Source organism: Streptomyces sp. GL_148 (assembly GCF_057834205.1).
The window spans coordinates 8275684-8294869 of sequence record NZ_CM174396.1; the positions used below are offsets into that span (position 1 = coordinate 8275684).

The 19186-nt window shown below is 72.8% G+C and carries 18 protein-coding genes and 1 tRNA gene; 12 read left to right on the forward strand and 7 right to left on the reverse strand.

What is annotated here, in order from left to right; translation table 11 throughout:
- Positions 1–97 precede the first annotated feature (97 nt).
- Entirely contained in the window at positions 98–1390 is a 1293-nt protein-coding gene (locus AC3IYI_RS37285) for a M14 family zinc carboxypeptidase (protein WP_489411814.1), read from the forward strand.
- 155 nt (positions 1391–1545) lie between these two features.
- Positions 1546–2463 carry a MurR/RpiR family transcriptional regulator gene (locus AC3IYI_RS37290; RefSeq protein WP_489407848.1) on the forward strand — a complete coding sequence of 306 codons (918 nt, stop codon included), beginning with the start codon at positions 1546–1548 and terminating at the stop codon, positions 2461–2463.
- A 297-nt stretch (positions 2464–2760) separates the two neighbouring features.
- Here the strand turns inward: AC3IYI_RS37290 and AC3IYI_RS37295 are convergent, their stop codons facing one another.
- Both AC3IYI_RS37295 and AC3IYI_RS37300 read right to left on the reverse strand, forming a co-directional pair.
- Positions 2761–3246, reverse strand: a complete 486-nt coding sequence (locus AC3IYI_RS37295) for a peroxiredoxin (RefSeq protein ID WP_489407849.1) — start codon at positions 3244–3246, stop codon at positions 2761–2763.
- Between the two features lie 136 nt (positions 3247–3382).
- Positions 3383–4948 (reverse strand): oleate hydratase, encoded by a 1566-nt coding sequence (locus tag AC3IYI_RS37300; RefSeq protein WP_489407850.1) that lies wholly within the window; start codon positions 4946–4948, stop codon positions 3383–3385.
- Between the two features lie 378 nt (positions 4949–5326).
- Here AC3IYI_RS37300 and AC3IYI_RS37305 point away from each other — a divergent pair, with 378 nt between their 5' ends.
- Positions 5327–5629: a hypothetical protein gene (locus AC3IYI_RS37305; RefSeq protein ID WP_489407851.1), complete on the forward strand. Its 303-nt coding sequence runs from the start codon at positions 5327–5329 to the stop codon at positions 5627–5629.
- Between the two features lie 844 nt (positions 5630–6473).
- Entirely contained in the window at positions 6474–6608 is a 135-nt protein-coding gene (locus AC3IYI_RS37310) for a hypothetical protein (protein WP_489407852.1), read from the forward strand.
- A gap of 101 nt (positions 6609–6709) precedes the next feature.
- On the opposite strand, the gene AC3IYI_RS37315 is transcribed toward AC3IYI_RS37310, so the two are convergent.
- Positions 6710–6783: transfer RNA gene (locus tag AC3IYI_RS37315), tRNA-Met, on the reverse strand.
- 336 nt (positions 6784–7119) lie between these two features.
- On the opposite strand from AC3IYI_RS37315, the gene AC3IYI_RS37320 reads away from it, so the two are divergent.
- The 3 genes from AC3IYI_RS37320 to AC3IYI_RS37330 all read left to right on the forward strand — a co-directional run bounded on the left by AC3IYI_RS37320 (position 7120) and on the right by AC3IYI_RS37330 (position 9644).
- Entirely contained in the window at positions 7120–7323 is a 204-nt protein-coding gene (locus AC3IYI_RS37320; RefSeq protein ID WP_053678014.1) for a cold-shock protein, read from the forward strand.
- 348 nt (positions 7324–7671) lie between these two features.
- Positions 7672–9270, forward strand: a complete 1599-nt coding sequence (locus AC3IYI_RS37325; RefSeq protein WP_489407853.1) for a DEAD/DEAH box helicase — start codon at positions 7672–7674, stop codon at positions 9268–9270.
- Positions 9271–9332: 62 nt separating this feature from the next.
- On the forward strand, positions 9333–9644 hold the full coding sequence (locus AC3IYI_RS37330; RefSeq protein ID WP_489407854.1) for an SCO5918 family protein: 312 nt from the start codon (positions 9333–9335) through the stop codon (positions 9642–9644).
- 100 nt (positions 9645–9744) lie between these two features.
- On the opposite strand, the gene AC3IYI_RS37335 is transcribed toward AC3IYI_RS37330, so the two are convergent.
- The 4 genes from AC3IYI_RS37335 to AC3IYI_RS37350 form a co-directional block, all read right to left on the reverse strand.
- Positions 9745–10071, reverse strand: coding sequence for a hypothetical protein (locus AC3IYI_RS37335; RefSeq protein ID WP_489407855.1), 327 nt, complete (start codon positions 10069–10071; stop codon positions 9745–9747).
- A 56-nt stretch (positions 10072–10127) separates the two neighbouring features.
- Positions 10128–11141, reverse strand: a complete 1014-nt coding sequence (locus AC3IYI_RS37340) for a TolB-like translocation protein (RefSeq protein ID WP_489407856.1) — start codon at positions 11139–11141, stop codon at positions 10128–10130.
- Positions 11138–12502 carry an MFS transporter gene (locus AC3IYI_RS37345; RefSeq protein WP_489407857.1) on the reverse strand — a complete coding sequence of 455 codons (1365 nt, stop codon included), beginning with the start codon at positions 12500–12502 and terminating at the stop codon, positions 11138–11140. The genes AC3IYI_RS37340 and AC3IYI_RS37345 overlap by 4 nt, the downstream gene beginning before the upstream one ends.
- A gap of 125 nt (positions 12503–12627) precedes the next feature.
- Positions 12628–13494: a glycosyltransferase family 2 protein gene (locus AC3IYI_RS37350; protein WP_489407858.1), complete on the reverse strand. Its 867-nt coding sequence runs from the start codon at positions 13492–13494 to the stop codon at positions 12628–12630.
- A 417-nt stretch (positions 13495–13911) separates the two neighbouring features.
- Between AC3IYI_RS37350 and AC3IYI_RS37355 the strand changes: the two genes are divergently transcribed.
- The 5 genes from AC3IYI_RS37355 (at position 13912) to AC3IYI_RS37375 (ending at position 19174) form a co-directional block, all read left to right on the forward strand.
- The gene (locus AC3IYI_RS37355) at positions 13912–15018 is read left to right on the forward strand and encodes a Gfo/Idh/MocA family protein (protein ID WP_489407859.1); all 1107 of its coding nucleotides are present in this window, start codon (positions 13912–13914) and stop codon (positions 15016–15018) included.
- An 88-nt stretch (positions 15019–15106) separates the two neighbouring features.
- Positions 15107–16114, forward strand: coding sequence for an NAD-dependent epimerase/dehydratase family protein (locus AC3IYI_RS37360; RefSeq protein ID WP_489407860.1), 1008 nt, complete (start codon positions 15107–15109; stop codon positions 16112–16114).
- Positions 16111–17277 carry a DegT/DnrJ/EryC1/StrS family aminotransferase gene (locus AC3IYI_RS37365; RefSeq protein WP_489407861.1) on the forward strand — a complete coding sequence of 389 codons (1167 nt, stop codon included), beginning with the start codon at positions 16111–16113 and terminating at the stop codon, positions 17275–17277. Before AC3IYI_RS37360 ends, AC3IYI_RS37365 begins: the two co-directional genes overlap by 4 nt.
- The gene (locus AC3IYI_RS37370; RefSeq protein ID WP_489407862.1) at positions 17274–18062 is read left to right on the forward strand and encodes a NeuD/PglB/VioB family sugar acetyltransferase; all 789 of its coding nucleotides are present in this window, start codon (positions 17274–17276) and stop codon (positions 18060–18062) included. Before AC3IYI_RS37365 ends, AC3IYI_RS37370 begins: the two co-directional genes overlap by 4 nt.
- On the forward strand, positions 18059–19174 hold the full coding sequence (locus AC3IYI_RS37375) for a DegT/DnrJ/EryC1/StrS family aminotransferase (protein WP_489407863.1): 1116 nt from the start codon (positions 18059–18061) through the stop codon (positions 19172–19174). Before AC3IYI_RS37370 ends, AC3IYI_RS37375 begins: the two co-directional genes overlap by 4 nt.
- The last annotated feature ends 12 nt before the right edge of the window (positions 19175–19186 follow it).

The following is a 19186-nucleotide window of genomic DNA, read 5'->3' on the forward strand; positions in this document are numbered from 1 at the left end:
GTACCGGAGGAACTCACCCGGCCACCCGGGTGAGTTCAGGAGCGAATCCCCGCCGCCGCGGTCCGCGTCCCGCTACAACCAGGGCGTGATCGAGAAGATGACGGCGCGCGGCCTGTCCGTGCTCGCCGCGACCCTGACGGCCGTGCTCGCGGTGGCAGCCCTGACCCCCGGCCCGGTGCGTGCGGCCGAAGGGGCGCCCCGCACCGGCTTCGAGGCCGCGTACGGAGCGCACTGGACCAGCGAGTCCCAGGAGCGGGACCTCCTGCGCGCAGTGGGGCGCCGCGGCGAGCGCGCCACCGTCCGGACCATCGGTACGACCCTGCGCGGCCGCCCGCTGCGGCTGGTGAGCCTGGGCCGGGGCCCCGTCACCGTGCTGCTGGTGTGCGGCCAGCACGGAGACGAGCCGGCGGGGCGCGAGGCCTGCCTGAGCACCGTGCGGGACCTCGCCCACGCCCGGGACGCGGCGGCCCGGCGCCTCCTGGAGGCGGTCACCCTGCTCGTGGTCCCGACCGCCAACCCGGACGGGCGGGCGGCCGGCACCCGCTCCAACGCCGGGGGCACCGACATCAACCGCGACCACATGGCCCTGACCTCGCCCGAGGCGCGGGCGATGGCCGCGGTGCTGCGCGACCGCCGGCCGCACCTCGTGTACGACCTGCACGAGTACCGGGCGACGCAGGGGACCTACGACAAGGACCTCTTCGACCTCTGGCCGCGCAACCTCAACACCGGCCCCGCGGTGTACGCGCAGTCCCGCGTCCTGTCCGCCGCGTACGTACGCGGTGCGGCCCACGCGGCCGGACACTCCACCGGGACCTACGGCATCCGCACCGACCCCGTGACCGGCACCCCGGTCGGGCAGTCCGCGGGCGACGGCCAGGAGCGGATCCTGCGCAACACGGCGGGCGTCAAGCACGCGGTCGCGCTGCTGATCGAAAGCCGCATCGAAGCACTCGCGGGCGCGGCCGGGGATGCGGAGCGGGCCGACCCGTCCCTCAACCACCGCCGCCGCGTCGACTCCCAACTGGCAGCGCTGCGCGGCCTGTTCGCCTACGTCTCCACGCGTACGGGCCCCCTGGCGGCGGCCTCGGAGGGGGCCCGCCGGGCGGCGGCGAGCGCGGTGGGCCCGGTCCCGCTGGGCGGTGCGGACAACGCCCCCGCGGGCGCGGACGAGATCCTCGCCGACCCGCCCTGCGGCTACCGGCTCACCCCGGCCCAGTACGCCGAGACCGGCAGCCGCCTCGCCCTCCACGGCGTACGGGCCGTACCCGCCGCCGGCGGTGGCGCGTTCGTTCCGCTGAGCCAGCCCCTACGGGCCCTCGTGGTGCTCCTCCTCGACGGCCGGGCCCCGCACCGGATCGCAACGGGACAGTCGGTGCAGACCTGCTGACGTTTCGTCACCTGGGGGCGAGGCGGCGGAACCCGTGCGCACCCGCGGCGCCCAGGTCGTCCCCCACGGCCGGCCACAGGGGGGAAGTGCGCTGGTCAGCCGGATGCCGTGAGCTATGTTGGGATCACGGAGTGGCACGAAAGGGAGGTCCGCCGGTGTCATCGGGGCAGCAGGCGCGCGCACAGGCGGCAGCGATCACGCCGAGCGGGCAGGCGGTCGACCACGAGCGGGCCCCGGCCGACCGGGTCCGGGCGCTGTTCGACGGGCACCCGCTCTCACCGGGCCAGCGCCGGATCGCCCAGTACCTCGTCGACCACCTCACCGAGGCGGCGTTCCTCTCGATCACCGAACTCGCGGAACGGGCCGGCGTGAGCCAGCCCTCCGTGACCCGCTTCGCCTCGGCCCTCGGCTTCAGCGGCTATCCGGCCCTGCGCGAGGTGCTCCAGCCGATCGCGCTCAGCGCGGTGGCCGGCGCCCCGGACAGCCCCGAACAGACCCGGCGCAACGAACTGCAGGCGGCCGTCGACGCCGAGATCGAGAACCTGCGCACTGTCCGGCAGCTGCTCGCCGACACCGACCAGGTGCTCGACATCGGGCGGGAGCTGGCCCGGTCGGTGCCGCTGACGGTCCTCGGGCTGCGGATCTCCGTCTCGCTGGCGGAGTACTTCGCGTACGCGGCCCGCCGGATCCACCCCGACGTGCGCCTGGTGACCGGCGGCGGCAGCGTCGCCTCCGACGCGCTGCTGCAGGCCCGGGCGGCGGGCGGGAGCTGGGTCCTGGCCTTCGCGATGCCCCGGCACGCCAAGGAGACCCTGGCGGCGCTGCGGGTGGCCCGCGGTGCGGGGCTGCGGATCGCGCTGATCACGGACCGCACGCTGGGGCCGCTGGTGGACGAAGCGGATGTGGCGCTGACGGCCGGTACCGGTTCGCGGCTGGTCTTCGACTCGTACGCGGCGCCGGGCGTCCTGTCCGCGGCGCTGCTCCAGGCGATGGCGGACGCGGACCCCGAGCGGACGCAGGCGCGGCTCGAAAGCTATGAGCAGGCCGCGGACCAGCACGGCTTCTTCCTCTAGGGCGAACTGGGGTGAGGTGTCATATTCACACCACTCTTGCACATGAATATTTTCATACCCTTGCCTACTCGGCGGTATATATGTTTACTGATGCCCGGCGCGGTCATCCGTCGAGATGCCAAGGAAGGTGTCCCCACACCGTCCTAGAACCAGATACCGGCGTGACGTTTCACCTCCTCACGTCACGCCAGGTGTCCCGTCCGGCTTTCGGATCCCGCAATGCCTCTGCGGCCTCGGCCAACCCCTGGGCCGAGGCCGCCCAGCACCTCTCCACCGGACGGCCGGGGACCCGGCGTGTCAGCCGGCGGCCACGCCGGCGAGCTGCTCCGCGATGGTGTCCGCGGAGGGGAACCTCATGCCGAGGGTCCCGACGTGCTTCCAGTGCAGGGTGCCGTCCGGCGCGATGACGAACACGGCCCGCCGCAGACCGATCACGGGAGCGGCGATGCCGAAGGCGCGGGCCACCGTGCGGTCGGTGTCGGCGAGCAACGGAATCCGCAGGCCGCGGGCCCGGGCGAAGTCCTCGTGGCTGTCGACGCCCTGCGGGCTGATGCCCCACACCTGGGCGCCGCACGCGGAGAGCGCCTCCAGCCCGTCGGAGTAGGAGCACAGCTGCGTCGTGCAGACGGGGGTGTTGTCGCCGGGGTAGAAGGCGAGAACGACCGGGTTGCCGCGTTGCTCGCCGAGCGCGTACTGCCCGCGGACGAACGCGGTCTCGCTGAGCAGGCCGCCGGGGAGCGAGAAATCGCCCACCACATCGCCCACGTCCGGGATTCGGGTCACGATGGCCGCACCTCTCTGTCGTCGAGGGGCGTACGGTACCCGGTCGCGCCCGCCGTGTCGCCGCCCGCAGGCCAGGGCCACTTGGCCGGGGCGACGAGCGCGACGGGGCGACGGGCGTGACGGGCGTGACCGAGGCTCAGCGGCGGTGCATCGTGTGCAGGGCTTCGAGGAGCACCTTGGGATCGTGGCCGCCCTTGTAGACCGGCGGCGGCTGCCGGTCCAGGTGCAGCAGCCCGGCCACCGCGGTCCACGCGGTGCGCACCGAGTACTCGACGGTGAACACCACGTCGTCCGGGACCTCGGCGTACTGGCCGATGAAGGCCAGGTTGGTGGAGCCCTCCGGGACGACCTCGGGCCGGTCGCCGGCCTTGCGCACCAGGAACTGGCTGGTGATGTAGGGCATCAGCGCCGGAACGACGACCGAGGACTCCAGGATCTGCTCGCTCTGTTCGAGGCGCAGGTGCCCGAGCACCTCGGTGAGCATCTCGCGGCCCGTGCACTCGGCCATCGTCTTGCCCACGTGGTCGCCCGCCTTGCCCGGGAACAGGGCGTACCCCCACCAGACGTAGGTGCCCTCGGGCTGCTCGTGGAAGTGCGGCTGGTGGTTCAGGACGATGGTCAGCAGCCAGCCGGAGTCCTTGAAGGTGATCAGACCGCCCTTGCCGGCCTCGCTGCCGGAGAACTCCTCCATGGCCTTGAAGAAGGTCGGGTCCTGCGTGGTGACGGTGAAGGAGCCCCAGGTGGAGTCCTCGACGGAGGAGTCGAACACCGAAGGGTCGCCCAGGTGGGGGCGCTTCGCCGCCAGGGTCTGCCACAGGCGCCACGAGGCGTCCGGCGCGGAGGTGTCCAGCACGGCGGGGGTGTCGGTGGATCCCAGGGTCGAGTTCGCGGTCATCGATCCGTTGGTGACGAACACCAGGTCCCCGTCGGCGACGGGGATACGCACGGCCGAGCCCTCCCGCGTACAGGCGAGGGCGATGACGGTGGTGCCCTCGCCGTCGGCCAGCTCCACGTCGGTCACGGTGGTGTTCATCGTGAACACGACGCCGTTGCTCCGCAGCCAGCTCTGGAGCGGGCGCACGATCGAGTCGTACTGGTTGAAGCGGGTGCGGTAGATGCCCGACATGGTGTCGAAGGTCTTGAAGAGGTGCACGAACCGGTTGAGGTAGCGCCGGAACTCGATCGCCGAGTGCCAGGGCTCGAAGGCGAAGGTCGTGCACCACATGTACCAGAAGTTGGTCGTGAAGAACCCGGGGGTGAAGCAGTCGGAGATCCGCTTGCCGTCGAGCCGGGACTCGGGCGAGGCCACGCACGCGACCAGGTCCAGGCGGTCGCGCTCGGAGAACCCCATGGAGCGGGTGTCGACCCGCAGGCCGGAGGAGTCGACCAGGCGGGCCTTGTCGTTCCAGGCGAAGTCCTCGTGGAAGGCGAAGGTGTCCTCGGTGACCGAGGTGCCCGGAGCGTCGAGCGAGGGGATGGAGCGCAGCAGGTCGTAGGTGCACTCGAAGTGCAGCTCGAACATCCGGCCGCCGCGCATGGTGTAGCCGTTCTCGGGGTCTCCCGCGGCGTCCAGGCTTCCGCCGGTGCGGCCCTGAGCCTCCAGGATCGTGATGTCCGCGCCCGCGAACCCGCCCTCCCTGATCAGCAGCGCCGCCGCCGACAGGGAAGCGATGCCGGCACCCACCAGATAGGCCTTGGCCACGATGTGTCTCCTTGCCCCGGCCGCACGGGCCCCGGTCGGCCGTACGGTCACCCACCCAGGCCACCACCCGCCACGGCGGGTCGCGACCGGGGTGCGCCATTGGACGGGTGCCGGGCCGGGGGGCTCCCCAGGGGCCCACCGCGCGGGGCCGCCCGCATCGTGAGATGCGGTGTCACATGTCGGCGGCGGCGTGCCAGACTCCTCCGCATGCGCCAGCAGAAGATTAGCGCCGGCGTGCCGGCCCGGAGCTGAACTGAGACCACCCCAGCAGCCCACCGCCCGCACGCAGACCTCTCGCATCCGCGAGGGGTCTTCTTGCTTTCCGGGACCACGCAGCCGGGACCACGCACTCCGCCCCAGGACAGGAGCCCACCCCTCATGACCCGCAGCGATGTTCTCCCCGCCGTCGACGACGCCGTGCGCACCGGCGACACCGCCTGCCACACGCTGACCATCACCGTCCGGGACGGCGGTCACGCCCTCATCCGCATCTCCGCGGTCCTCAACCACCTGTCCGTCAGGGCGCTGTCCTTCAGGGCCGCCGCCGAGGGCGGCGGCCTCGCGGTGTGCGAGATCGTGGTCCCCGTGGCCGACTCGCCCCGCGCCCAGGCCAAGCTCCGGCGCTGTGTCGAGGTGGTCGAGCTGAGCGCCCACCCGGCGGGGGAGACCCTGGCCATCTGAACGAGCCGCAAGATCAGCGTCATCTGCACGGTGCCGAGTCGGGCGAAGGCCGGGCCGGGCGCCGGGCGGGCCGCCCTGGATGCTCCTGAGCGCCGGCTACGGGCTGAGCTTCGCCGGCCTCCTGCTCTTCGGGGGCCGCCTCACCGACCGGTTCGGCGGGCGCCGGGTGCTGACCGCCGGACTGCTCCTCTTCGCCGTGGCTGCTGCCCGCCACCCCGGCGGGCGAGGGCCGCTCCCTGGACCTGCCGGGCGCCCTGCTGGCCACCGCCGGAATCAGCCTCGCCAGCTACGGCTTCGTCCTCACGGACGTCCAGTCCTGGGGATCGACGGATGTCCTGGTCACCCTGCTCACCGCGGCAGCCCTCCTGCTGGCCTTCCCGCTGGTGGAACGCCGGGTCCGCGACCCCCTGCTCCCGCTCGCATTCCTCCGTGACCGGCGCCGGGTCCTCGCCCTCTCGGCCATCGGCCTGACCGCCGCCGGAACGGCCGTGACCTTCGTCCTCCTCTCGCTCCACCTCCAGCAGGAAACTCGGCTGGTCGGCGCTGCGGACCTCGGCCGCGTTCCTCCCCTTCGCAGTGGCGCTGCTCGTTGCCGGCCGGGTGGCGGGTCCCCTCGTGGCCCGGTACGGGGCGCCCCGCGTCACCACCGCCGGGCTCGTGGTCGCCGCGGCCGGACTCGCACTCCTCGCGCTCACCGGCCTGGCCGCGGAGATCCCGTACGCCTGCGGACTGCTCCCCGGCCTGCTCCTGCTGCCCGCCGGCACGGCGGCCGCCTTCGCGGGGGCCGCGGTGCTCGCCACCGACGGGGTGGAGCCCCCATCAGGCGGGACTCGCCGGCGGGGTCATGAACACCGCGATGGAGCTCGGCCCGACGGTGGTCTTCGCCGCCGTGCTCTCCCTGGGCTCCGACACGGTCTCACTCGCCGCCACGGCGGTCGCCTTCGCCGCGGCCGGCTTCCTGGGCACCCGCATCAAGTAGCCGGGTTCGTCGCCACCGGGGCGGTCGTATCCGCCCTGACACGGGCGGGAAATGGGTCCGGCCCCCTTGACGCCTGGGCGTCAAGGGGGCCGGACCTTTCGTAGCGGGGACAGGATTTGAACCTGCGACCTCTGGGTTATGAGCCCAGCGAGCTACCGAGCTGCTCCACCCCGCGTCGTTGTGAACATCACTGTACGGGATCCCGGGCCCGCTTCCGACCACCGGCGAAAATCGGGGTTCGCCAACACAGATAATGAACACGGGTCGGGCGAGAATTTCGGACCACCGAAACGGATGGATTTAATTTTCACGCGGATCCGGTCTCGGCGTGCTACTGTGGTTTGAGTTGCAGTTGAGGTTCCCAAAATTTCGAGCACCTCTGCCCACTCCTCTTCGTAGGAGAAGGGCGAGTGTTCTTGTTTTTCCGGCGTTTTCCGGGCTGGGCAATCATCGGCGACTTGAGATTCGCACAGTGCGGATCTCCGGGCTGTGCCCCGAAGGAGTTAAAAACATGGCTAATGGCACCGTGAAGTGGTTCAACGCGGAAAAGGGCTTCGGCTTCATCGAGCAGGAGGGTGGCGGTCCTGACGTGTTCGCCCACTACTCGAACATCGCCTCGCAGGGCTTCCGTGAGCTTCAGGAAGGCCAGAAGGTCAGCTTTGACATCGCGCAGGGCCAGAAGGGCCCGACCGCCGAGAACATCGTCACCGCCTGACGTTCACGCGTTAACCGCGTAGCTGGGGCCCGCACCTTGGGTGCGGGCCCCAGCTCGTTGCGTTTTTGGATCTGCGGGCCGTCTGGGCCCGCGTGAGCGGCGCGACGGGGAAACCTGTCCCAGCGCCCCACCGTTCGGCCGATGGATGCATTCCTCGGCTCCCCACCCCGCATGCGGCGCATATTTCGCCGACACATAGGGTGATAATCCTTATCTGACGGGTCGATCGAAGTTCGATTCAACTCCGTCATATTTTTTATGCTCCGGCTCATTCTTGTGAATCCTCGTGCGGCCAGATTTCCGCCGCCGAGAACTCCTCGATGTGCGCCGTATCGAGGAAGGTTCTGCATGAACCGCACGACCCGCATGAATGACCGCTCTTCGTCCTCCCGTTCGGGGGGATCCAACAGCTCCTACGGCTCCAACAGCTCCTACGGTGGCTCGTACGGCGGCTCCTCCGGCTCCTCCAGCCGTTCCGGCAGCCGCTTCGGCTCCTCGGCCCCCAGCCGCTCCGGCGGTGGCGGCGGCCCCAAGCGCTCGGGTGGCGGCGGCTACGGGCGCCGTCCCGCCGCACCGCAGGGCGAGTTCGCCCTGCCGGTCACCGTGGTCCCCGCGCTGCCCGCCGTCGAGGCGTTCGCCGACCTGGCCATGCCGGCCCAGCTGCTCACCACGCTCACCCGTGAGGGCATGACCACTCCGTTCCCGATCCAGGCGGCCACGCTGCCCAACGGCCTCGCCGGCCGGGACGTCCTGGGACGCGGCCGTACCGGCTCCGGCAAGACCCTGGCCTTCGGCCTCGCGCTGCTGGCCCGTACCGCCGGACAGCAGGCCGAGTCGGGCCAGCCGCTCGCACTGGTCCTGGTCCCCACGCGTGAGCTCGCCCAGCAGGTCACCGCGGCCCTCACGCCCTACGCCCGCGCCGTGAAGCTGAGGATCGCCACCGTCGTCGGCGGCATGCCGATCCACCGGCAGGCCGGCGCGCTGCGCGCCGGAGCCGAAGTGGTCGTCGCCACCCCGGGCCGGCTGAAGGACCTCATCCAGCGGGGTGACTGCCGGCTGAACCAGGTCGCGATCACCGTCCTCGACGAGGCCGACCAGATGGCCGACATGGGCTTCATGCCCCAGGTCACCGCGCTCCTCGACCAGGTGCGTCCCGAGGGCCAGCGGATGCTGTTCTCCGCCACCCTGGACCGCAACGTCGACCTGCTGGTGCGCCGCTACCTGACCGACCCGGTCGTGCACTCCGTCGATCCCTCGCAGGGCGCGGTGACCACGATGGAACACCACGTCCTGCACGTGCAGAACTTCGACAAGCAGGCCGCCACGACCGAGATCGCCGCCCGCGAGGGCCGCGTGATCATGTTCCTGGACACCAAGCACGGCGTGGACAGGCTGACCGAGCACCTGCTGAGCAACGGCGTGCGCGCCGCGGCGCTGCACGGCGGAAAGTCGCAGCCCCAGCGCACCCGTACCCTCACGCAGTTCAAGTCCGGACACGTCAGCGTGCTCGTGGCCACGAACGTCGCGGCCCGCGGCATCCACGTCGACAACCTCGACCTCGTCGTCAACGTGGACCCGCCGACCGACCCCAAGGACTACCTGCACCGCGGCGGCCGTACCGCCCGCGCCGGCGAGTCCGGCAGCGTCGTCACCCTGGTCCTGCCCAACCAGCGCCGCGACATGGTCCGCCTCATGCAGGCCGCGGGCATCACCCCGCAGACCGCGCAGGTCCGCTCCGGCGAGGCCGAGCTGAGCCGGATCACCGGCGCCCAGGCGCCGTCCGGCGTCCCGGTCGTCATCACCGCCCCCGTCACCGAGCGGCCCAGGGGCGCCGCCGGCGGCGCCTCCCGGGGTCGTCGCAGCCGGCCCGCACAGGACCGGCGCAGCAGGACCTCCGCCAGCGCCCGGGGGCCGCAGCGCCAGTCCGCGGCCACCACGGCGGCTTAGGTAGCCCCGCCCGGATCCTGCCGGACCGGGCACGGACGGTTCTCTTCTACCTGTGAGGCAGCATGCGCTTCGTCATCGCCCGCTTTCCGTTCGACCTGACCAAGGCCGGAGTCCTGGAATCGATGAAGGGCGTCAAGCCCGAACCGATCACCGGTGACTCCGTGGTCATAGGGCGCCGGTCCTACCCCGTGAAGCAGGTGGGAGCCGTCATCACCCGCCAGGACCGCCGCGACTTCACCGCCGCCGAGGTGGTCAGGGCCCTGACCGCACTGGGCTTCACCTGTCGCCCGCTCGAAACGGTCCCGGCGCCCGCCGAGGGCCTGACCCCGCTCCAGAAGGCGTCCGCCATGCTCGGCGCCCCCTCGGGCGTGTAGCGGGAGCCGCAGGAACAGCGCGTACGGAGCCCGGGGTCCCGGTCGGCCACCACCGACCGGGGCCCCGGGCTTTTCCGTACGCCCCCGGCTCATGCCCGGCTCACACCCGGGTCCAGCGCGGGCCCGCCGAGGTGGGGGCCGGAGGGGGTTCGGCTCCGTCCAGGCGCAGGCTGCGCAGCGTGGCCTCCGTCTCGCGCTGGAAGTGCGCGTAGGTGATCAGCCGCTCCCACAGCGGGTCGGGACGGCCGGGAACGGTGGCCCCGCGCGCCTCCCACTCGCGGGCGAGCTGCTCGAAGACGACCGCCCCGCCCGAGGGGGCGGCGCTGCCCGACTGCTGCCGGGGGATGCCCCGTGCCATCGCGGCGGGGGCGCGCTCGGGTGCCCGGTGCCGGGCCGGGGACGGGGAGACGGCGTGTGGAGTGCCCATGCCCGCCCCAACGATTCTGCGGGCCCCCCGGGTACGGTTCCCGTCAGCCCGGCCGGTCAACCCAGCCGGGTGGGCGACGAGGCCGCCGGGGCCAGTACGCGGGGGGCTCCGGTGCCGTCCGCCGGGACCGTCCAGAGGTCTGTGGTGTCCGGAGAGCCCTCGGCGGGCAGGGCGTAGGCGAGGGTCCGGTCGTCGAGCCAGAGCGCCTGATCGTCCACGCTGCGCTTCTCCGCCATCGGCTGCTCCCGCAACGTCCGTAGGTCCAGCACGTGTTCGCGCCACAGCAAGGCCCCGCGCTGCACCCGCTTCTTGTACGCGACCCGGGTCTCGTCGGGGGACAGGGAGGGGCACTCGACGTTCGAGGCGAGGGTGGTCACGCTGCGCCGCGCGATCGACCCCTTCACCAGGTACGTCTGGCTGTTCGTGCCCAGGGTGGCGTAGAACGTGTCGTCGTCCTTGGAGAAGGTGACTCCCCAGAAGTTGGCGTCGCTCGCGCTGTAGGGGCGGCCGTCCAGCTCGATGGCGAACTTCTCCAGGTCCGCGTCGAGCGCCCCGGTACGGGTGTCCACGATCGAGGTGCGGGTGGAGAAGAACGCGGAGCCGTAGGACTCCCCGGCGACGAAGACGGTCCAGGCGGCGAAGCGGCCGCTCGGGGAGACCCGGGCCCGGGACGGGGTGCCCGCGAGCGGGAACGCGCGCAGCGTGCGCAGCTCGGAGTCGACGATCAGCGCCCGGTTGTCCTGGGCGAGGGTGCCCGGAGAGGAACTCAGGCACACGCCGGTGCCGGCCGCGGCGTGGAACCGCAGGCAGGTGAGGCCCGACGCGGTCCGCTCGTCCTGCCGGGAGCGGTCCGGTACCGAGACGAGGGCTCCGCGGTGCGGGCCCTGCGCGCCGTTGAGGAAGGCCAGGCCGCCGCGCCGGTCGAGCGTGACCTTGCCCGGGGCGGCCGTCGGGTCGCCCGCGCGGGTCTGCTCGGACCGGGCGGCGGCGCGCACCACCAGCACCCCGGCCACGCCGCCGAGGAGCAGTACGGCCAGGGCGAGTACGAGCAGCCGGCGTGAGCGCGTCATCGATTTCCTCGGGGGCGTCGGGGGTGTGGGGCCCCGGCGGTGGCGCCGTCCGGGGCCGTGGGGCGGAGTACGAAGCCGGCGACGGCCGCGCAGCAGCACAGGCCGGCCGCGGCGGCGGCGAGCGCCGGGCCGGAGCCCAGGACGGTCCACGCGGCGCCGAAGGCCAGCGAGCAGCCGAAGCGCGACAGGGCCTGGCCGGTGCCGACGAGCGCGATGCCGGTGGCCCGCAGCTTCGCCGGCACGGTCGCGGCGACGGCGGCGGGCAGCACCCCGTCGGTGGCGGCGTAGAACATGCCGTGCAGGGCGAGGACCAGGTAGGGGAGCGCGGGCAGGCCGGGGGCCCACAGGAGCAGCCCGTAGCCGGCCAGCAGGAGGGCGTGCCCGGTGAGGAACACGGTGCGCCGGCCGATGCGGTCCGCGAGCGCGCCGGCCGGCACGGCCAGCAGTAGGAACACGGCAGCGGTGCCCAGGGGGAGCAGCGGGAACCACCGCTCGCCGATGCCGGTGCGGTCCTGGAGCAGCAGGTAGAGGAAGGCGTCGCTGACGGTGGTGAGCCCGAGCAGGGCGGCGCAGCCCGCCAGGGCGCGCAGCCGGGGCAGCCGCAGCAGGCCCAGCGCGTCGCGCAGGTTCACCGCGTCCGGCTTCGGGGAGGCGGACGCCTGGGAAGCCGGTTGCCGCGGGGCCGGTACCGGGGGAGCGGCGGGCTCGGGGCGGGCGGGTCCCGGCTCCGCGCCGGACGGGACGAACAGCAGGAGCACCACGACGCCGAGTGCGGCCACGCAGGCGCTGACCCCGAAGACGGCGTCGTACCCGTCGACCGTCACGCTCAGGATGAAGAAGGCGGCGAGGGGCCCGAGCAGGGCCCCGGTGGTGTCCATCGCGCGGTGCACGCCGAAGGCCCGACCCTGCAACTCGGGGGGCGTGGAGAGGGAGATGAGCGCGTCGCGCGGGGCGGTGCGCAGGCCCTTGCCGGTGCGTTCCAGGGCGAGGATCAGCGCCACCGGGCCGAGGCTGTGGGCGAGCAGCAGCAGCGGCTTGCACAGTGCGGACAGTCCGTAGCCGATGCCGGCGATCAGCTTGTGGTTGCGGATCCGGTCGGCGAGGTGGCCACCGGTCAGCTGCACCAGCGCGCTGACCCCGTTGTACAGGCCGTCGAGCGCGCCGAAGCCGAGCGGGCTCAGGCCCAGTCCAGCGACGAGGTAGAGCGGCAGGACGGCGGTGACCATCTCCGAGGAGACGTCGGTGATCAGGCTGACGGAGCCCAGTGCGAGGACGGCCGAGGCGACCGCTGGTCCGCGGACGGGGGATCCGTCGGCGGCGGTCTTCGCCTCCTCGGGCGCGGAGCGGTCCGCGAGGTACATGCTGTCGAACTCCCGGTCCGGCGTCTGAGCGGTGAACCATCTGAGCGGTGAGCCAGTCGTGCGTGCGAATGGCACCCTAATGGTTGTACGGGCCAACTGGGCGGGCTACGGCGGGATCCTGCCGCTCAGCCCTGCCGGCTGCTCTCGTCGCGCAGCCAGGTGGAGAAGTCCCCGGTTCGGATGGCCCTGCGGGATCCCCGGCGGGCCGCGAGGGCCGCCACGACGAACACCACCACCCCGGGCAGCAGTCGAGGCTGGGTCCGGAGCAGCGCCCGCAGGTCTCCCGTACCGGTGCGCGCGGAGGGCGCGGGCGCCGCCGGCCCGGAAGCCCGCGCGGCCTGGAACCGCTCCAGCTCGGCGGAGGAAGTCGCCGCCCGCACCCGGCGTTTGATCAGGTCGCCCCAGGTGCGCGGCGGTAGGACCACGACCCTGGCCGACTCCACCACCCGCCGCTCTCCCGGTGCGAAGGCCAGGGACGCGGCCAGGTCGTCGGCCATCAGCGGCGGCAGGGCGGCGAGCCGGGCGTGCCCCGGCTCGGTCACCGCGATGACCCCGCGTCCGAACAGCCCCTCGCGGACGGCCGGGAGCAGCTGCCAGACGCGGTAGTAGGCCCGGACCGGCCAGGCGCAGCCGGTAAGCGGAATGTCCCGGCCGGGGGCCGCGGCGAGCAGGGCCGGGCTGGTGGCGAGGGCGTCGGCGAGGGCCCGTACGTCGGCCGCGCCGACCACCACGTCCGCATCCACGTAGATGCGGGGGAAGCCGCGCGCGTGCTCGTCGCCCACCCGAAGTGCCCGGTGTTTGGAGGGAGTCGGGATCTCGACCACGCGTACGCGGGGGCCCCGGGCGGCGGCCACCGCGGCGGTGTCGTCCGTGCAGCCGTTGCACACCACGACGATGTCGGGTCCCGCGGCCGGGGCCTCGGCGAGGAGCGCGTCGAGGAGCCGGCCGATGACCCGGCCCTCGTTGTGGGCCGGGATCACGATGCTGGTCACCCCGGAAGTATGCATGCCCGAACGCCCGTACCGACCGTTTCCTCCAACTCTCCCCGGGGGTACGCCCGGTGGTCTAGATTGAACGCAGCCGACCGGATTGGGCGTGCTTCGGCACCGCCGTGGTCCACGCTGCGATCCAGTCGGCGCAGGGTAGTTGGGGCAGGTTACGGGTTCGGCGGCTTGGGGGAACAGGCCGCCTGTCCGTGGCCGGCCGGCGCGAGGGGTGCCGGACGGCCGGGGGGCGGAAGTACGTGCAACACGTACGGCATCGGTCGTGGGGGCCATCACCGTCGGCGGGTCACGCACGGGTCGCGCAGGCGCCCGGCATGCCTTCGACGGCACCCCCTTCCTTCGCACGCGTTCCGGCCATGGGTCGTCGACACGCCCGCGGGCGTGCGCGGAAGGAAAGGGAACGCTGTGAAGGACACCGCGAAGGACGCCGGGCGGGACGCCGAGGGCGCAGGTGCGGGTGCGGGACGGACCGAGCCGTTAGGGGTCGCCGTCGTCGGAGCGGGCTACTGGGGCCCCAATCTCGTCCGCAACTTCCAGTCGAGTCCGGATTTCCGGCTCCGCTGGCTCTGTGATCTGAACGTGGACCGGGCACGGCAGGTGCTCGGCGGGTACTCGACGGTCCAGGCGACGGCCGACTACGCGGCGGTCCTGGACGACCCCGCCGTCGAGGCCGTCGCCGTGGCCACCCCGGCCGGCACCCACCTCGACGTGGCTCTGGCCGCCCTGCGCGCCGGCAAGCACGTCCTGGTGGAGAAGCCGCTCGCCGCCACCTACGAGGACGGACTGCGGCTGGTGAACGAGGCCGAGGAACGCGGCCTCACGCTGATGTGCGACCACACCTACTGCTACACCCCGGCGGTGGCCCGCATCCGGGACATGGTCCGCTCCGGCGAACTCGGCGACATCCAGTTCGTGGACTCGGTCAGGATCAACCTCGGGCTGGTCCAGAAGGACATCGACGTCCTGTGGGACCTGGCGCCCCACGACCTCTCGGTCCTCGACTTCATCCTCCCGGACAACGTGCACCCGGTCGCCGTCGCCGCACACGGGGCCGACCCGATCGGGGCCGGCCAGTCCTGCGTCGCCTACCTGACGCTCCAGCTCAACACCGGCGCCATCGCGCACGTGCACGTCAACTGGCTGTCCCCGGTGAAGGTCCGCACCACGATGGTCGGCGGCTCCAAGCGCACCCTGGTGTGGGACGACCTCAACCCCACGCAGCGGGTCGCGGTGTTCGACCGGGGGGTCGACCTCACGGCCCCGCAGGAGATCGGCGCGGACGAGCGCCGCGACATGCTCGTCTCCTACCGGACCGGCGACATGGTGGCACCCGCGCTCGGTGAGAAGGAGGCCCTGCGCAGCATGGTCGAGGAGTTCGCCGCGGCGATCAGGACGCGGCGGCCGGCGCTCACCGACGGCCGGGCCGGACTCCAGGTCCTCGACATCCTCGAAGCTGCCTCCCGCAGCCTGGAGTTCAAGGGCGCCGTCGTCGGACTGCGCACCGGACGTTGACCTCTCCAGACCCCTCCCGGTATGCGGCCGCGTGCGGCGCGCCGGGCACAGCAGGGCACACCATGACCGACTCAGTAGGGGCAGGGCGTTGAGCAGCGTACGAGGCAAGAGGATTCTGGTCACCGGCGGAGCGGGCACGATCGGCTCGCACCTGGTGGACCTGCTGGTGGACAACGGGGCACGGGAGATCGTCGTGCTCGACAACTTCGTCCGGGGGCGCCGTGCCAACCTGGCCCGCGCCCTGCCGAGCGGCGTGGTGGACCTGGTCGAGGGCGACATACGGGACATAGCCGCGGTGCGCAAGGCGACCGAGGGGGCCGATCTGGTCTTCCACCTGGCGGCGATCCGGATCACCCAGTGCGCCGAGGAGCCGCGGCTGGCCAACGAGGTGATGGTCGACGGGACGTTCAACGTGCTGGAGGCCGCCGCTGCCGCCGGCGTGGGCAAGGTCATCGCCTCGTCCTCGGCCTCGGTCTACGGGATGGCGGAGTCCTTCCCGACCACCGAGCGCCACCACGCGTACAACAACGACACCTTCTACGGCGCCGCGAAGGCCTTCAACGAGGGCGTGCTGCGCAGTTTCCACTCCATGTACGGACTGGACTACGTCGCGCTGCGCTACTTCAACGTGTACGGCCCCCGGATGGACATCCACGGGCTGTACACCGAGGTGCTGATCCGCTGGATGGAGCGGATCGCCGCGGGCGAACCGCCGCTGATCCTCGGCGACGGCACCCAGACCATGGACTTCGTCGACGTCCGGGACATCGCCAGGGCCAACCTGCTGGCCGCCGAATCGGACCTGACCGACGAGGTGTTCAACATCGCGAGCGGCTCCGAGACCAGTCTCCTCGACCTGGCGAACGGCCTCCTGGAGGCCATGGGCGCCGAGGGTCTGACGCCGGAGCACGGACCGGCCCGCGCCGTGAACGGGGTGACCCGCCGCCTCGCGGACACCTCGCAGGCCGCCGACCGCCTCGGCTTCACGGCGAAGATCGACCTGCGCACCGGGCTGCGGGACCTGGTCGACTGGTGGCGGGCCGAGCGCGCGGACGCGGCTGCCGGTGATGCGGCCGCCGCGGAGGCCGGCCGATGAGCGCCCAGAACGCCTCCGCCGCTGCTCCCGCCCGGATCCCCGTCATGATCCCGTGGCTCGGAGAGGACGAGGCGCGGGCCGCCGCCGACGCGGTCCTGTCCGGCTGGGTCGCCCAGGGCCCCAGGGTCGCGGAGTTCGAACGGGCCTTCGCCGAGCGGGTGGGCGCGGAGCACGGCATCGCGGTGAGCTCGTGCACCACCGCCCTGCACCTCTCGCTCATCGCACTGGACCTCGGTCCGGGCGACGAGGTCGTCGTCCCCTCGCTGTCCTTCATCGCCACGGCCAACGCGGTGCGCTACGTGGGCGCGCACCCGGTCTTCGCGGACGTCGAGGAGGCCACCGGGAACCTGACCCCGGCAACCGTGGACGCCGTCCGCACCCCGCGCACCAAGGCGGTGATCGCCGTCCACCAGGGCGGGGTCCCGGCCGACGTGCACGCCCTGCGCGCCGCATGCGCCGACTGGGGCCTCGCCCTGGTGGAGGACGCCGCCTGCGGCATCGGAGCCACCGTCGGAGGCAAATCGGTCGGCCAGGGGGCGCTGCTGGCCGCCTGGTCCTTCCACCCCCGCAAGGTGATCACCACCGGCGAGGGCGGCATGGTGACCACGGACGACGCCGCGTGGGCGGAGCGGCTGCGCCGTTTGCGCGAGCACGGCATGAACGTGTCCGCGGCGCAGCGGCACGCGAGCAGCAAGCCGATCGCCGAGAGCTATCTGGAGGTCGGCTACAACTACCGGATGACCGACATCCAGGCGGCCGTCGGCCTGGTGCAACTGGGCAAACTGGACGAGATCGTGGCCCGCAGGCGGTTCCTCGCCGCCCGCTACGCGCAGCTCCTCGCCGGGGTCCGGGGCCTGACCCCGGTCCGGGACCCCGGTCACGGCGAGGGCAACTTCCAGTCGTACTGGGTGCTCCTGGCCGAGGACTTCCCCGTCGGCCGCGACGAGCTGCTCGCGGTGCTGGCCGAGGCCGGGATCTCGGCCCGGCGCGGGATCATGGCCTCCCACCTGGAGCCGGCGTACGCCGGTCACGGTGCGGCGTCGCTGCCGGTGACCGAGCGGATCACCCGCGACTCGCTGATCCTGCCGCTGTTCCACACGATGACCGAGGAGCAGCAGGACCGGGTGGTGGCGGTGCTGCGCGAACGGGCCGACGGCGGATGAGCGGGCCGCACCCTCCCGCCACCGCGACCGCGCCGACGACAAGCCTGCTGATCGTCGGCGCCGGCGGCTTTGCCCGGGAGACCGCCCAGGCCGTACGGGACGCGGCCGCCGCGGACCTGGCGGCGGGCCGGGTCGCGCGCTGGCGGCTGGCCGGACACCTCGACGACGATCCGGCCCTGCACGGCCGGGACGTCGACGGCGTTCCCGTGCTGGGCGGCAGCGCCCTGGTGCACGAACGCCCGGACGCCCGCGTGGTGGTCTGCGTCGGGAGCCCCCGCGACTACGGGGTGCGGGCCCGCCTGGTGCGGCGCCTGGCCCTGCCCGAGAGCCGGTACGCCACCGTGGTCCACCCCACGGCGGCGCTCTCCGGTTCCTCGGTCCTCGGCGCGGGCACGGTGCTGCTCGCGCACTGCGTTCTGACGGCGGCGGTACGGGTGGGGTCCCACGTGGCGGTCATGCCCCACGTGGTCCTCACCCACGACGACGAGGTCGGGGACTTCGCGACCCTGGCCTCCGGCGTCCGCCTCGGCGGCGGGGTACGGCTGGGGCGCGGGGCCTACGTGGGCGCCGGCGCGCTGGTCCGGGAGTACACGGAGGTCGGCGCCTGGTCGCTGACCGGGATGGGAAGCACCGTCCTGGCCGACGTGCCGGCCGGCGAGGTGTGGGCCGGAAGCCCCGCCCGCCGGCTGCGCGAGGCGGGGGGCCCGGCGCTCGACGAGCTGCGGGCCGATGAGTTGGAGCCCGGCCGGAGGCCGGAGACACGGATGGGGAGCACAGCCGCATGAACCAGATACCGCTCGTCGACCTGAAGGCCGCGCACGCCGAGGTCGCGGACGAATTACGTGCGGGATTCGACCGCGTCCTGGCCGACACCGCCTTCATCGGCGGCGAGGAGGTCCGGGCCTTCGAGCGCGAGTACGCGGCCTTCGCCGGGGTCGGGCACTGCGTCGGCGTGGCCAACGGCACCGACGCCCTGGAACTGGCCCTGCGGGCGAGCGGGGTGGGCGTCGGCGACGAGGTCGTGCTGCCCGCGAACACGTTCATCGCCACCGCCGGGGCCGTCGCCCGGATCGGCGCCCGGCCGGTGCTCGCCGACTGCCTCCCCGACACCCTGCTGCTGGACCCGCAGGCCGCGCTCGACGCGGTCACCCAGGCCACCCGCGCGGTGGTCCCGGTCCACCTGTACGGGCAGTGCGCCGACACGGCCGGCCTGGCCGCGGGCCTGCCCCCGTACGCCAAGCTCGTCGAGGACGCCGCGCAGAGCCAGGGTGCCTCCCGCGAGGGCCGCACCCCCGGCAGCGGCGGGATCGCGGCGACCAGCTTCTACCCGGGCAAGAACCTGGGCGCCTACGGGGACGCGGGCGCGGTGGTGACCGACGACGAGGAGGCCGCCGACCTGGTCCGGGCGCTGGCCAACCACGGAGGCGTGGCCAAGTACCGGCACGACGTCGCCGGTTTCAACAGCAGGCTCGACGGTCTTCAGGCCGTGGTGCTGCGGGCGAAGCTGGCCCGGCTCGCCGAGGGCAACGAGGCCCGTCGGGCCGCCGCCGCCCGCTACGACGGGCTGCTGGGAGATTTGGCGGCCACCGGACGCCTCACCCTGCCGGTCACGGCGCCGGGCAACGTCCACGTCTGGCACCTGTACGTCATCCGGGTCAGCGGCGCCGACCGCGACGCGGTCGTCGGCAAGCTCAACGCGGAGGGCATCGGCGCCGGCGTCCACTATCCGGCCCCGGTCCACCTCACCCCGGCCTTCGCCCACCTCGGCCACGGCCGCGGGGCCTTCCCGCACGCAGAGCTGGCCGCCGACCGGATGCTCTCCCTCCCGCTCTTCCCGCAGGTCACCGCCGCCCAACAGCAGCGGGTCGTGGACGCGCTCTCAGCAGCGCTGCGCTGACGCTCCGGCGTC